Below are 15,793 nucleotides of genomic sequence, written 5' to 3' on the forward strand. Positions count from 1 at the left end.
ATAAAAACAATATTATTACACAGTGAAGATATTTTTAATAATAAAATAAGACGAAGTGTACAAATATAATTACGAATGGTTCTCAATAAGAGTTTTACCAATAAAAATGGCGCTCCTAGGAGCGCCATTTTTATTGGTAAGTTCAGTAGAGGTGAGGGACTAAGAAGTTAATCCCAAGGCTTCCACCAAGCGTTTATTGGGCTCAACTTTGTTCATGCTATAAAAGTGCATGGCGGGTACACCCTCCGCGATTAAGCGCTCACAGAGACGATATACCACATCAAAACCAAACTCGCGGATGGCTTTACGATCATCACCAAAGTCAGCCAGTTGCTTACGCACAAAACGCGGAATATCAGCGCCGCAGCTGTCAGCAAAGCGTATCAAATTGCTAGAGTTGGTGATTGGCATGATGCCAGCAACCAATGGCTTAGCAACAGTATCAATACCACGCTGCTCTAATGCATCACGCAAATATAAGTAGCTGTCAGCATTATAAAAAAACTGAGTGATGGCCGCATTTGCACCCGCTTGGTATTTATTCACTAAGTTATCAATATCGAACCCAAAGCTGCGTGCTTGTGGGTGCATTTCAGGATAAGCGGCCACTTCGATATGGAAGTGATCACCTGAATGCTCGCGAATAAATTTAACCAAATCCAGTGCAAATGGTAGCTCGCCCATGCCAACTTGCCCTGATGGCAAGTCACCACGTAGGGCGACCAAACGCTTGATACCTAAGCTCTGGTAGTGCGTCAGTAGCTCAGCGATTTGCACTTTGTCATCACCAATACAGGATATGTGCGGTGCAATTTCGGTGTCACCGCGCGCGCACAAGGCTTGTACGATGTCTAAGGTGCGACTACGGGTTGAGCCGCCTGCACCATAAGTCACCGAAAAGTACGCAGGTGCCAGCTCGTTAAGATCATCATAAGTACTCAGCAGTTTTTCGTGCCCTTGCTCAGATTTGGCAGGAAAAAACTCAAAAGAGAAAGCAGGCTTACTCATCGTCGTGCTCCTCAGTACTTTGATTAGTATTTATAAGCGTCAGGCTTAAATGGACCTTCAACAGGGACACCTAAGTACTCGGCTTGCTTGCTAGTTAGCTTGGTCAAAGTGCCGTTAAAGCCTGCAACCATAGCAGCAGCCACTTCTTCGTCTAACTTCTTAGGCAATACTTTGACGTATAAGTTATCAGTACGTTGGTCAGCAGGCAAGTCTGCGAATTTTTCATCAAACAAGTACATTTGCGCCAATACTTGGTTAGCAAATGAGCCGTCCATCACACGTGATGGGTGACCAGTGGCATTGCCTAGGTTCACTAGGCGGCCTTCAGCAAGCAAGATCAAATAATCGTTCTCATCATCTGAGCGGAAGATTTGATGCACTTGTGGCTTGATCTCAACCCAGCGCCAGTTGTCACGCATGAATTGGGTGTCAATTTCGGTATCAAAGTGACCGATGTTACAAACGACTGCACCAGGTTTCAGTGCTGCTAGCATATGACGATCACAAACATGGTAGTTACCAGTGGTGGTAACGATCATGTCAGTGTCTTCAAGCAGACGCGTGTTGATGTTTTCTGCGCCGCCAGTGTTATCACCATTGATGTATGGTGATAATACTTCAAAGCCATCCATACATGCCTGCATCGCACAGATAGGATCGACTTCTGATACACGTACGATCATGCCTTCTTGACGTAAGCTTTGCGTAGAGCCTTTGCCCACATCGCCATAACCGATAACCAAAGCGCGGCGACCAGCAAGGAACATGTCGGTAGCGCGTTTGATCGCATCATTCAAGCTATGACGGCAGCCATATTTGTTGTCGTTTTTAGACTTGGTAACGGCGTCGTTGACGTTGATTGCTGGTACTTTAAGTGTACCTTTGGCAAGCATCTCAACCAGACGATGGACACCAGTAGTCGTCTCTTCTGAGATACCATGGATACTATCAAGCAGTTCAGCATAATCATTATGAATCAAAGCAGTTAAGTCACCGCCGTCATCCAAAATTAGGTTGGCATCCCAAAGTTGGCCAGACGCTTCGCCGCCAACGTGAATTTGTTGACGTAAGCACCATTCGTACTCTTCTTCTGTTTCGCCTTTCCAAGCATAAACAGAGATACCAGCAGCAGCAATCGCAGCAGCAGCATGGTCTTGAGTTGAGAAGATATTACATGAGGTCCAACGTACTTCAGCACCTAGCGCGACGAGTGTCTCGATAAGTACGGCAGTTTGGATGGTCATGTGGATACAGCCAGCGATTTTCGCGCCTTTAAGCGGTTGATCGGCTTCGTAGCGACGACGCAAACCCATAAGGGCAGGCATTTCGGCTTCAGCAAGGGTGATTTCACGGCGGCCGTAATCAGCAAGGCTGATATCAGCGACTTTATAGTCAGTGAAAGAGGGATCGATCGTATGGGCAGATGGGGTGTTAGACACTGCGTCCATAATATGCTCCTATCAGTGGTTAATTTATGATAAAAAGAATAAAAACGCAGGTGCCGTTGTTTGCGCTGTGAGCGACCAAAATAGGACGCTCGACAGTTAACCGAGCCTAACATAATGATTGATTAGCATGGCTTTGAAGCCTAGATGCAATAATCAATTATTATGGCGCAACACCTCTCGGAGGGTGTCATTGTAATAGATGACAGATAAAATGTCACCTACTGGCTAATAGAAATAATAGACAGCAGTGTTATGTTTGATTTCAGATTTTTATGGCAATAAAAAAAGGCCATCGATTGATGACCTTGCTATTGTTTGCAATAAATACTATCTCAATTTTCGATGAGTTTAGTACCAATCATAGGTTAGCGAGCCAAAATAGCTAGTGCCTTCAGTGGCATATTCTGTACCGAATTGATTAGATAGTGTGTAATCTTCATCAGTGATATTGTCAACGCGCAAGTTAGCACGAAGATTGGTCGTCAGATAGATAACGCCACTTAAGTTTAGTAGAGTGTAGTCATCCAACTTAGTAGTATTTGCAGCATCAGAGAATCTTTCATCAGTATATTTAGCTTCTAAACGCACATCAAAAGCAGGTTGCTGATAACCAACATAAATCAAACTGCTATTTTGAGGGCGGTATACAAGGTCGTTATTATAGTTAGTACTATTGGTGGTTTTGTCTTTGGCTTCTAGATAGTCATAACCCAAACCGAATACAAACGAACTAACGCTCCAGTCTGAAGTCAAGCTTAATCCTTTGATTTGTGCCTCACTCGTGTTGGTATTACCACCAATCAAGTCATCAACGTCAGTATGATAGCCAGTCAGACGGGAGATTTGATTTCCTTTATTGTACTCTACAAACACTTCCGTATTTTTACTGGTCTCAGGCTTTAAGTCTGGGTTACTGTAACCAGGGTAGTATAAATCGTTGAAGGTTGGTGCGCGAAATCCTGTCGCATAGCTTGCACCGATACGCAAGCCATCTAATGGACGTATAGCGGCACCTATGTTGTATGTGTCCTCATTGCCATATTGTGAATTGTCATCGACGCGATAATTGGCTTGTAGGTCATAACTATCTTCTGATAATTGATAGCCGACAAAACCACTTTTAACGGTTCTATCTTCAGGATCGTAAGCAGTTTGAGCGGCAGGTGCAGGAAAACCTGAAAAATCTAAAACATCGGATGCTTCTAATTTCTGTGATAACCATTCTGCGCCAATGATAACGGTACCAGGTTGTGCATTGATACTTGTTTCTGAACGTGCCTGCTGTTGAATGGTATCAAATTGACTGCCATCTTGATAATCAATAGAGTTAGCATCATGAGTAGTGGATTTATCAATACTTTGGCCATAGCTAAATTTAGTGACCGCTAATGGTGTTTGATGCTGAATAAAAACGTTGGCGCTGCCATTTTTTTGATCTGAATAAGCATTTGGAAAAGCGTTGCCTGCAGAGTCAATATCCGTTGTAGAGTCAGAATATAATGCACTAAGTCCAGCACTTAAAGAGTCGGAAATCTTATGTTGTAAAGCTAGACTGGCATTGGTAGATTTAAAACCATCATCATCAGCATTGTAATCATAAGAGCTGGGGTTAGCAATTGCGTTAAAACCGTCTGTTTCGTTGCGGCTGACACCTAAGCTCAATGAAGAAGTCTCATTTTTAAGCTGACCTGTTATGCCTACTTGGTAATGGTTGTTGCTACCATAACCAACGGTCGTTGAAACGTTAGATTGTTCTACGTTATTGCCTTTAGTAAATATTTGAATGACACCGCCCATCGCGTCAGAACCATAAATACTAGAACCTGATGCGCCATATAGTATTTCTATACGGTCGATTTGATCGGCAGATAATAGATTTAGTGCTGGCGCGCCTGTAGAAATAGAGCTGTAGCGAATACCATCAATGATTACAAGCACTTGCTTACTATCGTAGCCACGCATATAAAAGTTACTGACTGTGCCTGTACCGCCACTTTGAGCAATATTCATACCGGATTGATTTTTAAGTACATCAATCACGGTTTGACCTTGATAACGTTGCAATTCTTCTTTATCGATTACTCGTGTTTGAGCAATAATATTACTGGTCTTAGTCGGCGTACGGGTGGCTGTTACGACAATTTTATCAAGCTCAACTTGTGGTAGGTCGCTATCGTTGATGGAAGTATTTTCAAAAGTCGCTGCCATTGCGGTATTAACAGCGAGCAGGCCTAGCGCGCTTAAGATACTCAAACGAAGATAAGCACGTGAAGATGAACGTGATAAAGACATAATTGATTCCAAAGTAATCATATAGAAAGGCAGAAATAAAAGGTAACGAGTCTGACGTTAAGCATGTCAAAGGTTACAAAAAGATGTATATAAGCAAAACTATATACATTATCTACAATATGGCAGGCTTTATAAACCACTTTAACCTAATTTTTACTCAGGGTAGGCTGAATGTTATTCATTATAGAGTTGTTAATTATCCATCTGATTATGGTTTGTTCATTGATGAATGTTTTTTTAGCAGACATTATCAGACCGGTATGCTGTGTCAAAAGATAGAAAGCCAACACCGTTGACCAAAAATCATGTAATCAAAAGCACTGCTGTTATAAATAATTGTTACTATAGTGCAAATCTTGAATGTTCTCCATTGTACCGTTTATAAAAATAAGAGGTTTGTTTTGTCTACCAAGCATGATCTGACTCCCAGTGTGGCGCTTTATCCCTTCAGCTCTATCATCAAAAAGCCATTAACTATCATAGTATTGTTGATGGCGATGGTGATGGGGTTTTTTCTTCCAAACAGCGCATTTGCCCTTGAAGCAGGGGCTTTGGGTGTCGGTGGCGATAGCAGCGGAGAGTCTGTTATCTCAAACCTGCCTGACTCGTTTGGGCGCGATTCACCGCGGCATACTGTACAAGGGTTCATCAGTGCGCTGGGCGAAAACGATTACTTGCTCGCCAGCAACTACCTCAATTTATCTAAATCTGACAACCCGACTACAGTGGTGCGCCAGTTCAAGCAGGCACTGGATGCAGGCGGGCGTTTTCAGCCTGATTTACAGATCAGCAATGCCCCTGAAGGCAATCTAACGGATCAATTGCCACCAAGCCAAGAAAATGTCGGCGTGATTAATGTCGGTGAGAGAAGTGTGCCACTGCTGCTAGAAAGAGTGGTGTCTAAAGACGATGAGCAATATTGGCAGTTTTCGAGCGATACGCTCAGCTCAGTGCCAGAAGTGATAGAAAACACGGAACCTACCTTAGTATCTCGCTATACCGTTGACTCTTTAGATGGTAAAAAACTCTTCGGCTATCAATTGGCTGATTTGGTCGCTGCGCTAACCATGATTATCAGTAGCTTTGTACTGACCTATATCGCAGTGTGGCTGTTGTACCATTTACTGAGAATGGCTTATCCTTATGTACGCGGTGCACCATTGCCATTGCCGAACAAAGTGATACTGCCACTCGCTGTCGTTATTATGGCGCTGATATTATCCGAGGTCATGGTATATGCAGGTGTATCAGTGACCCTGCGTGAACCGGTCAATCGATTTACCGATATTGCTTCATGGGTAGCAACCACTTGGCTGCTGCTACGCGTGATTGATGCGATATTTACTCGGGCAGTCAATCTAAGTTATAAGAGAAACCATACCGAGCGTGTGTCTATCTTGGGGCTGCTTCGCAAAGTCGTCAAAGCACTGCTACTGATATTTGCCGTCATCGTTATCTTTGGCAATTTGGGATTTGATTTAACCACTGGTATCGCCGCTCTAGGTGTCGGTGGTTTGGCATTAGCGCTTGGTGCTCAAAAAACCATCGAAAACCTTGTTGGTAGTGTCGTTGTGGTTGCAGACTCACCAGTACGCATCGGTGATTATTGTAAATTTGGGGCTTATGAAGGTACGGTTATCGATATTGGTATTCGCTCATCACGGGTACGTACCTTGACCCGTACCGTTGTGACGGTACCAAACGGTGATTTTTCATCCATGCAAATTGAAAACTTTACCTCAAGGGACATGTTCCGATTTTTTCATCAGCTATATCTTAAACGTACTGCCGATCTTGATGTCATCTTCAAAATGGTCAATGACTTGGATGGGTTTATAAAAGAGCATGATTTGACCAATCAGGAGTGGAATCAGGTCAATATTTTAGAGCTGCGTCAAGACTGCTATGTCATTCAGTTGCAGGCTTATGTCAATGCCGTTGGTATTATTGAATTTTATGACAAACAGAATATTTTATTTGTCGATATATTAACCCAAGTGGCCAAATACAAGGTCGAACATGCCCTGCCAACGCAGCAGCTCATCGTCAAACAAACTGAGCTTGACCACCATATAGAAAACAATACTGCTGAAACCGTGGACGGCGTCTCGGATAACGGTAGCGATATGGATAGTCATGACACCAATGGCAGCTTGGAGGAGACTATTGATTATAATCATGACCGTATAGATCTTGATAAAAAAACGGATAGTGATAAAAATAGTGAAGAGGCCAAACAGAGTGCCGGTATCAACAGCCATCACTTATCTCTGGCAACCGTCAGTAAAAGTGGCGCAATGAAAGCGCTGAAGCACAAAAGCCGCATGCTCAGAAAAAGCAAGTTTAAACATACTAAGAGAAAACCTGGCTTATCTATATGGAATCAGAACTAAGTGGACTGCTAAGCATGCGTTGCTGACTTATCCCTTTTAAAGGGGCAATGATGATGATTGAAAATGCCAGTTGCTATCAGGGTTTTTTGCTATAAAGGTAGGGCAGTTTTATTGCGTAATACCCCGTAATACGACCATAGTAAGAGGCCAGCGCAACTGCGATAAGGCGACCAGTGCTGAGTTAGGTCTTTGAGTTGCTTGGGTGTTGGGCGCTCTGCTAAGCCCAATAACTCCATAGCCGCAACTTTGATGGCCAAATCATCAACCGCGAGTACATCTGCACGTTGCAGTGAAAACAATAAGTACATCTCAGCCGTCCAACGCCCGACGCCTATCACAGCCGTTAGCGTTGCGATAACGGCGTCATCTGACATAGAGGGTAGCGCGGCAAAGTTGATATCATGCTCAACCAATGATCGAACGTAGCGAGTCTTTTGTTTAGACAGTCCTTTTTCTCGCAAAGTCTCGTCCGTTGCCTCAATGATTGCGTTCGGTGTCGTCAAGCTTGCATCAACCAACCGTTGCCAAATACTGGCTGCCGCTGCGACAGACAGCTGTTGACCGACCATGGCTCTCATCAATTGCTCAAAGCCGCCTGAATTGTGTCTGAGACTTGGTATGCCAACCTGTGCATAGATAGGCGCAAATTTGGGCTCAATAGCGATCAGCGCTGTGATATGCTCGCGCAGCTGATCTGCGTTTTCGATAGTTCGTATCGTCATGATGGTATCGCTCTGATGGCAGGAGAGTAGGGTGATGATGCTAATGCTAATGCTAATGTTAATGTTAATGTTAATGTTAAAAAATATATAGATAAGGCCACATCGTAAGCCACTATCATATAAGGCACTATCATAGCAGTATCAAATTGATAGATAAAAAAAGGACTGCATCGTTGCAGTCCTTTTTTATGGCTCATACTGATGCTTACTCGCCATCAGCTTTAGGCTTTTTAAGCAGGACCAATACCGCGCCATTGCCACCATCTTTTGGCGGTGCAGAGCAAAATGCCAATACTTCTGGCAATTGACGTAGCCAACCGTTGACGCACGTTTTTAGAATGGCCTCAGAGCCTTTGCCATGGACGATTTTTACCATGGTTTCGTTCTTTTGCTTGGCTTGACTCAATAGTTGAGTCATGGCGACGCGTGCTTCTTCTATCGTACAGCCATGGATATCGACGGCATCATACCAGCGTAGCTTGCCTTTTTTGAGTTGATCAAAGATTTTATTCTGCAAGGTTGGCTGCTTGTACGATAAAAAGGCTTCAGCAGCGACAGGGTTTAGCAGTGCTTGCATATCTGATAAGCCGGCACCCAAATCACTTGCTTCACTACCTTGGGCGGCTGCACGTTTAGACAATGTGGTCGCATCAGGTTTGCCCGCTTTGCTCGCATTGGCAGGTGAGCGGACGTTTTTGTCTTCTAGTTGGTTGACACCGTGCATCGCTTGCATGAATAGCACTTTATCATCATCAACATGTTCGCTGTTCATTTGCTTGACAGTCTTGTTCACTTGCTTTTGCGTGGGCAATGACACAGGCTCAGTGGGTTTTTGATTGTCACCATCTGCTGATGAGGTATCACGGCCTTTGCTTAGTTGGCCTTTTAGCTCTTTGAGTTGGTCTTGCATTTCTTTTGAAAATAGAGAGTTTGACATAAAAGTTAACGTATCGTTGATTGATGAAAGGTTGGTTGAGCAATTCGTATAGCACACGTATTACTCAATGCGATCTGGTTATATTGAATCACTTTACCCGTCTAGTGCAGCGCCTGCAAGTAAGGATTGTAACGCTTGACCTGGGTGGTCGGTTTTCATAAATTGCTCACCGATCAAAAAGTGCTGAATATCATTATCTAGCATCAGACGAATATCATCACTACTATGAATGCCACTCTCGGTGACGATGAGTGGTTTGAGTGCATCGTCATCACTTTCCGTGGTATCGATAGGGTCGGCAGCTAGTGCGTCGATCAATATATGCTTTAGATCAAGCGTGGCTTGCAGGTCGACATCAAACGTATTTAAATCACGATTGTTAATGCCGTAAATGTTGTGGTTTGAACGTGGTAATTGTAGTGCGCGCTCAAGCTCAGACTTGGTGTGTACTTCTATGAGTACATCCATACCCAATTCAATGCTCAGCGCATGCAGCGTTTGAACTTGAGTATCATCTAAGCAGGCCATGATAAGTAAGATGCAATCAGCACCCATCAAGTAAGACTGATAGATCTGATACACATCGATCATAAAGTCTTTGCGTAATATCGGTAGGCTTGAGGCATTGGCCGCTTGAATTAAATACGTATCATCACCCTGAAAATAATCACGGTCGGTCAATACTGATAGACAGCTGGCACCCGCTTGCTCATATTGTAGCGCGAATAGGGCAGGCGTGAAGTTGTGATTGATAACGCCTTTAGAGGGCGAGGCTTTTTTTATTTCGGCAATGATGCCGACACCGTTCTCTTTTGTGCTAGCCGCGCGTAAAGCTGCCGCAAATCCTCGGCGTGATTTTTTATCCGCTGCGACTTTTGCCTGCAAGTCTTCAAGAGAAAGACGCGCGCGTGCCGCTGTTACTTCTTCGACTTTGGTGGCGACGATGCGCTGTAGTACTGAGGGAATGTCTGAGTGAGTCGTAGTCATGCTGGTATCCAAATAGTGTTAAATGTAAATAGACAACGTTAGAGAGTGTTGCACCGAATTGGTGCTTATCTACTATTGGCTAAACCTGAGCAGCCAGTTGCTGTGTGTATTTGGCCAAAGACTCAAGCTTGAGTAGCGCATCGCCATTTTGAATGACTTGCTGTGCTCGGCTGACGCCATTGGCATAGTTGCTGGCAAGCCCTGCTGTATATATCGCTGCCCCTGCATTCAGTGCAATCATATCACGGGCTTTTAGCACAGCACGGTCATGAGTATCAGCACCTGATAGAGCCGCGCGAATAAGCTCAAGGCTCTGTGCTGGAGAGTCGACATCTAGCCCGATGAGGGTTTGTGATTCGATACCAGCATCTTCTGGCATCATCTCATACACCGATATCTCACCGTCTTTTAATTCAGCAACAGTGGTCGATGTCGCCAGACTGATTTCATCCAGACCGTCTTTGGCACCCACAACCATGACATGGCGTGCGCCTAAGTTTTTCATGACCTTGGCGATGGGTTCACATAGCTGCGCCGTAAACACACCGATGACTAAGTTAGGCGTGCCAGCAGGATTGGTCAAGGGCCCTAATATATTAAAGATGGTACGGGCTTTTAACTCACGGCGGATGGGATTGGCATGACGCATGGCGCTGTGATGATTAGGCGCAAACAAGAATCCAATACCTTGGTTTTCGATGCAGTCTTTTGCTTGCTCTGGGGTAAGCGTCAGGCTGATGCCAGCTTGCTCAAGTAAATCTGAGCTGCCAGATTTGGTTGAGACACCGCGGTTGCCATGCTTAGCCACTTGCGCACCAGCTGCTGCCGCTACTAATGCCGAGGCCGTTGAGACGTTAAACAGGTTGGCGCCATCGCCACCAGTACCCACGATATCGACCAAATGCGCACAGTTTTTTGGTTCAATATTGGCGGCCAATGCACGCATGGCGCTGGCCGATGCGGTGATCTCATCAATGGATTCACCCTTCATGCGTAGACCGGTCAAAATAGCGCCCATCATCGCTTCGCTACATCTGCCTTGCATGATAATCAGCATCACTTGATACATCTCATCAAAGGTCAAATCAATGTGCTGAAAGATTCTACCCAAGGCGGTCGTTAGCAGCTTGTGCGTTTCTGTATCAGAAAGTGCTTCAATGCTCTCTGGCGTGTGCGTGTCTTTTATTTCTTCTGCGCTCATTATGGTCTCGCTTAATATTGTTTTTTATGATGATTTGTGTGAAATATTGAGAAGTTTTTTGAAATACGGGTGACTGGTTTGAAAAAAGCAAATCATACTACATGGGAAAATCAACCCACTTGCGGTAGCGCATCTGATGCTAATATTGCCAAACCATGCGTCTGTAAAAAATTATTGAGCAACTGATAACCCACTTCACTTAAGATAGACTCAGGATGAAACTGCACACCTTCTACGGCAAGTGTTTTATGACGTATGCCCATGATTTCTTCGATACTACCATCAATATTCTGTGTCCATGCGGTCATCTCAAGGCAGTCAGGTAAGCTGGCTTTGTCAATGACGAGCGAATGATAGCGTGTGGCTTGTGAAGGGTTGGGTAATCCAGCAAATATACCTTGATTGTCATGGTAAATTGCCGACAATCGGCCATGCATCACTTCACCAGCTTTGACAACTGAACCACCAAACGCCTGTCCAATGGCTTGATGCCCCAAGCAAATCCCCAGTATCGGTATAATGCCCTTAAAGGCCTCGATGGCCTTAAGCGAAATGCCCGCACGGTCAGGATCGCATGGGCCTGGGCCAATAACGATGATGTCTGGCGCAAGCGTCTGAATCTGCTCAATAGTGACCTCATCATTACGCCAAACGGTGATGTCTTGCTGTAGCTCACCAAAGTACTGCACGATATTGTACGTAAAACTGTCGTAATTATCGATCATCAGAATCATGAGTGTATCAACTTATCGATTTTCTATGTTTTCAAAATGAGGACACGCCCAAGCGATGTCTCAATCGTTATCCGTAGATAGCCATATTGGGGTAAGCAAGTCTTAGCGCTATGCGCTACAGCCTTATCATGCTTTTTGATAGGCGGTTATCTTACCACTATTTTACCCACCATCAAATGTGCAGGCTGACTGCATGATTAAGTCATAAATAGAGCAGATTGCACCAAATTAAAACACACATTGTTTATTTATGTTTTTACGCACTACTTTAGTGCTATTTAACGGCTACGAATGATGCTTTATGACTGATAGATTATCGAGTCATGAGGATGTTAAATTTTTTATAAATAAGCATGTATTATAAGTAATTGTAATTATTAATAATAAATAAGGTGTCGTGTTTTTATAGCGTTTCATCTATAAATATTGGCATAACCTTTGCAGTTGTTTATATAACCGCTGTTGTCATTGTTTAGAGCCACAAAAGCGTGGTATAAAATATTCATCCGTAAATAGCTGTTAACGAATGCCTGCAGCATTCAGCCAGCATTATGAGTTACATATTATTAAAATTGATTTGACTTATGGTGGTACGGAAACGATGATAGGTTGGGTTAAGTGAGCGCTTTAGATGCGCATCTTGACTAATATACTAAATAGTGTTGATAATAAGCATAATATCGAATGCGCTATTTGGTAGTATCAGCACAGCTGATATTCTTGAAAAAAGTTGTACTAATAATTTTAAATCGCAATAACGTGATCAACACAACGGAGATTATTCATGTCGAACAAACTATTAGATCTTATCAAATCCTCTAACGCTAAATGGGTTGACTTTCGCTTCACCGATACACGCGGTAAAGAACAACATATCAGCTTCCCAGCGCATAGCGTCGATGAAGATGTGATGGAAGATGGCAAAATGTTTGACGGCTCATCTATCGCAGGTTGGAAAGGTATTGAAGCGTCAGATATGATCTTGCGTCCTGATCCAGAGACGGCGTTTCTTGATCCGTTCTTCGATGCCGTTACCGTGGTAGTGACTTGTGACATCATCGAGCCATCAACGCTACAGGGCTATGATCGCGATCCACGTTCTATCGCTCGCCGTGCTGAAGAGTACTTAAAATCTACTGGCATTGGTGATACCGCTTATTTCGGTCCTGAGCCTGAGTTCTTTGTATTTGATGATGTAAAATGGTCAGTGGATATGTCAGGGGTGAGCCATAAAATCACGGCTGAAGAAGCAGCATGGTCGACAGGTGAGACTTACGAGTGGGGCAACATGGCCCATCGTCCACGTGTCAAAGGCGGCTACTTCCCAGTACCACCAATCGACAGCTCACACGATATGCGTGCCGTTATGTGTGAACGCATTGAAGAGATCGTTGGTGAAGGCTCAGTTGAAGTGCATCACCATGAAGTGGCGTCTTGCCAGTCTGAAATTGGCGTAGCGTTCAACACGATGGTACGTAAGGCTGATGAAGTTCAGCAATTGAAATACGTTGTACATAACGTGGCTCATCAGTTTGGCAAAACCGCGACATTCATGCCAAAACCAATCGTTGGTGACAATGGTTCAGGTATGCACGTGCATATCTCTATCTCAAAAGACGGCGTAAATACGTTCTCAGGTGATGAGTATGCTGGTCTGTCTGAAACAGCCTTGTACTTTATTGGTGGTATCATCAAGCACGCTCGTGCATTGAACGCGATTACCAACCCATCAACCAACAGCTATAAGCGTCTAGTACCACATTACGAAGCGCCTATTAAACTTGCTTATTCAGCATCTAACCGTTCAGCGTCTATCCGTATTCCACACGTGAGCAGCCCTAAAGCGGTACGTGTTGAAGCACGTTTCCCTGATCCAACGGCTAACCCATACCTAGCGTTTGCTGCATTGTTAATGGCTGGCCTTGACGGTATCCAAAACAAGATGCATCCAGGCGAAGCTGCTGACAAAAACTTGTATGACTTGCCACCAGAAGAAGAAGCACAAATCCCAACGGTTGCAGAGAGCTTAGACGTCGCATTGCAAGCACTGCGTGATGATCATGACTTTTTGTTAAAAGGCGATGTCTTCACTGAAGACATGCTAGAAGCATTTATCGCTTTGAAAGAAGAAGAAGTACAACGTCTAAACGTAACTGTACATCCAGTTGAGTTTGATATGTACTACAGCTGCTAATTAGTCGCTAAAGCACTCAGTTATTTTGAGTCATAAAAACCAGCTAAGGTTAACTTAGCTGGTTTTTTTATGTCTTTTTATAAAGATCAAAATCGTTATGGTGAGATTTTCTTTGATATTACTGCCGATTTCATATCGAGTACTACTGATTTCACTGCAAAAGTATCGCATAATGGTTGTATTCAAACATATTAATAGTAGACACTAATTAGGCTGACTGACTATGGCATTATTATCAAAACCTTCTTTTTTGAAAAGCAGTGTAAAGGTAGGACTTCTGACCATTGCTACCAGTCTCTGTATGCCGCTTACACAGGCTGCACCTATCTATAAAGTTATTGACGAGCAAACCGGTCAAGTGACCTTTACTGACCGTCCGCAGAGTTATGAGCAGCAAACAGGCAAACAAATCAGTCAAATAGCCATCACAACAGGTAATGAGACGAATAGTTCAGGAGTTGCTAATACAGCGAGCAGCAGTGCAACAAGTGGCTCTGATGTCATCAATCAACCAGTTGCGGCGACACAAACACTGAGTGCACCTGCCACTGCTACGACGACTGCGACAGTGAAAGTACCAGTCAGCTATCAATTAACGATTGCTGAACCCAGTAAGGAGAGGGCTTATCGTCGCCCAGTGCAAAGCATCGATGTGGCGGTGCAAATCAAGCCTGCGCTACAAGTAGGTGACAGCGTGCGTATTTATTTGGACGATAAAGAAGTGGCACAGGGACTGAGCACATCGATTTCTACGGTTGATGTGTTGCCAGGTGCTCATACGGTGAAAGCTGTGATACAAAGCGAGACAGGCCAAACACTTGAGCAGGTAGCCATTACTGTCTATGTGATTCAAAACAATACCACATTACAAAACAATAAAAAGATCGCACAGCAGCTTTTGGCCTATCAAAATCTATCGTGGTATCAAAAAATGAAGTTGAAACTGAGTCAAAAAGAAGTGGCTCAGTCTCAATCCCAATAACGACAACGATTAAATATGATGGATATCGTTAATCAAATAAAAAGGCAAGCATCATCAAGGGTGCTTGCCTTTTTAATGTCAATTGATTGTCTTAGCAGTGCGTTGACTTACTTGGTTAGCTCAATGGTACCGTTAGCAGTGACCGAAACCGTACTGTTGCCAGATTCAAAGCTTTGGCTTGGTACTGACTCGTCTGCCATTCCCGATTTCATGCTCATGGCGCTATACATGGGACGTGGATAGTTGCTACCTGTGTTTAGATTGACCGTCACGACACGATAGTTACGAGCATCCCAAGCTCGAGTGAGATTCTTAGCTTGCTGCTGAAAGGCGCGTGATGCTTCAGTCATGAGTTTTTGCTCAAGGGCGTCTTTTTTGGTATCTGAAACCCCAAAGTTTAGATTATCCATGACCAAGGTTTCTTGCAAGTCAGCAATGAGCTGGCTGGTTGCTGCAAAGTCAGTACTTTTCAGATCTATATTTGCCTGTCCTGTCCAGCCGATAATTTTATCGTTTTTGTCATAGCGTGGATAGGTGCGCTGCTGTCCTGTGCTCACGGTCACGCTAGGGTAGCGCTTGGCGATTTTCATCGCGTTATTGATAGAGGTGCTGAGCATCGTGGCCAATGTCTTCGAGTCTGTTGCCTGTGCTTTTTTGTATAAGCTGGCGCGCACTTCATCGTTTTGGATTTCTTCTTTTACTTCTGTTTGAAATGTCAGTTGATCATAGCCTGTTGGCTCTGCATGGGCGCTGCCCATCATGGCGGTCATGAGACAAACTGTACCAGAAGCTAGTGCTGCTTTATTTAATAAAGTGTTTTTCATTATTATCTCCTAAGTGAATTTTCATGTTTAGCAACCATATGAATGGTGTCTACCTTTATTTTTATATAAAA

12 protein-coding genes are annotated in these 15,793 nt (G+C 43.9%); 3 read left to right on the forward strand and 9 right to left on the reverse strand.

What is annotated here, in order from left to right:
- Positions 1-159: 159 nt before the first annotated feature.
- From IP485_RS07090 to IP485_RS07100, 3 genes are all read right to left on the reverse strand, one after another.
- A complete protein-coding gene (locus tag IP485_RS07090; RefSeq protein ID WP_198326636.1) occupies positions 160-1,008 on the reverse strand; it encodes a methylenetetrahydrofolate reductase in 849 nt (282 codons plus the stop codon).
- A 23-nt stretch (positions 1,009-1,031) separates the two neighbouring features.
- Positions 1,032-2,456, reverse strand: a complete 1,425-nt coding sequence (ahcY, locus tag IP485_RS07095; RefSeq protein WP_198326637.1) for an adenosylhomocysteinase — start codon at positions 2,454-2,456, stop codon at positions 1,032-1,034.
- Between the two features lie 348 nt (positions 2,457-2,804).
- Positions 2,805-4,748 carry a TonB-dependent receptor gene (locus tag IP485_RS07100; protein ID WP_198326638.1) on the reverse strand — a complete coding sequence of 648 codons (1,944 nt, stop codon included), beginning with the start codon at positions 4,746-4,748 and terminating at the stop codon, positions 2,805-2,807.
- 401 nt (positions 4,749-5,149) lie between these two features.
- Here IP485_RS07100 and IP485_RS07105 point away from each other — a divergent pair, with 401 nt between their 5' ends.
- Positions 5,150-7,141: a mechanosensitive ion channel family protein gene (locus IP485_RS07105; RefSeq protein ID WP_198326639.1), complete on the forward strand. Its 1,992-nt coding sequence runs from the start codon at positions 5,150-5,152 to the stop codon at positions 7,139-7,141.
- Positions 7,142-7,230: 89 nt separating this feature from the next.
- Here IP485_RS07105 and IP485_RS07110 read toward each other — a convergent pair whose 3' ends face one another.
- From IP485_RS07110 to IP485_RS07130, 5 genes are all read right to left on the reverse strand, one after another.
- Positions 7,231-7,863: a DNA-3-methyladenine glycosylase family protein gene (locus tag IP485_RS07110; protein ID WP_198326640.1), complete on the reverse strand. Its 633-nt coding sequence runs from the start codon at positions 7,861-7,863 to the stop codon at positions 7,231-7,233.
- Between the two features lie 205 nt (positions 7,864-8,068).
- Entirely contained in the window at positions 8,069-8,800 is a 732-nt protein-coding gene (locus tag IP485_RS07115) for a Smr/MutS family protein (RefSeq protein WP_198326641.1), read from the reverse strand.
- Positions 8,801-8,893: 93 nt separating this feature from the next.
- The gene (gene trpC, locus IP485_RS07120) at positions 8,894-9,787 is read right to left on the reverse strand and encodes an indole-3-glycerol phosphate synthase TrpC (RefSeq protein ID WP_198326642.1); all 894 of its coding nucleotides are present in this window, start codon (positions 9,785-9,787) and stop codon (positions 8,894-8,896) included.
- 79 nt (positions 9,788-9,866) lie between these two features.
- Complete coding sequence (gene trpD / locus IP485_RS07125) at positions 9,867-10,988, reverse strand: anthranilate phosphoribosyltransferase (protein ID WP_198326643.1); 1,122 nt, start codon at positions 10,986-10,988, stop codon at positions 9,867-9,869.
- A 110-nt stretch (positions 10,989-11,098) separates the two neighbouring features.
- Positions 11,099-11,722, reverse strand: a complete 624-nt coding sequence (locus IP485_RS07130) for an anthranilate synthase component II (protein ID WP_194364305.1) — start codon at positions 11,720-11,722, stop codon at positions 11,099-11,101.
- Positions 11,723-12,506: 784 nt separating this feature from the next.
- Between IP485_RS07130 and glnA the strand changes: the two genes are divergently transcribed.
- Together glnA and IP485_RS07140 are read left to right on the forward strand one after the other, a co-directional pair.
- Positions 12,507-13,916, forward strand: coding sequence for a type I glutamate--ammonia ligase (gene glnA / locus IP485_RS07135; protein ID WP_194364306.1), 1,410 nt, complete (start codon positions 12,507-12,509; stop codon positions 13,914-13,916).
- 223 nt (positions 13,917-14,139) lie between these two features.
- Positions 14,140-14,898 carry a DUF4124 domain-containing protein gene (locus IP485_RS07140; RefSeq protein ID WP_198326644.1) on the forward strand — a complete coding sequence of 253 codons (759 nt, stop codon included), beginning with the start codon at positions 14,140-14,142 and terminating at the stop codon, positions 14,896-14,898.
- A gap of 107 nt (positions 14,899-15,005) precedes the next feature.
- On the opposite strand, the gene IP485_RS07145 is transcribed toward IP485_RS07140, so the two are convergent.
- Complete coding sequence (locus tag IP485_RS07145; RefSeq protein WP_197176670.1) at positions 15,006-15,722, reverse strand: SIMPL domain-containing protein; 717 nt, start codon at positions 15,720-15,722, stop codon at positions 15,006-15,008.
- Between the last annotated feature and the right edge of the window lie 71 nt (positions 15,723-15,793).

Source organism: Psychrobacter sp. NG27 (genome assembly GCF_016106655.1).
In the GTDB taxonomy this organism is placed as follows: Bacteria; Pseudomonadota; Gammaproteobacteria; order Pseudomonadales; family Moraxellaceae; genus Psychrobacter.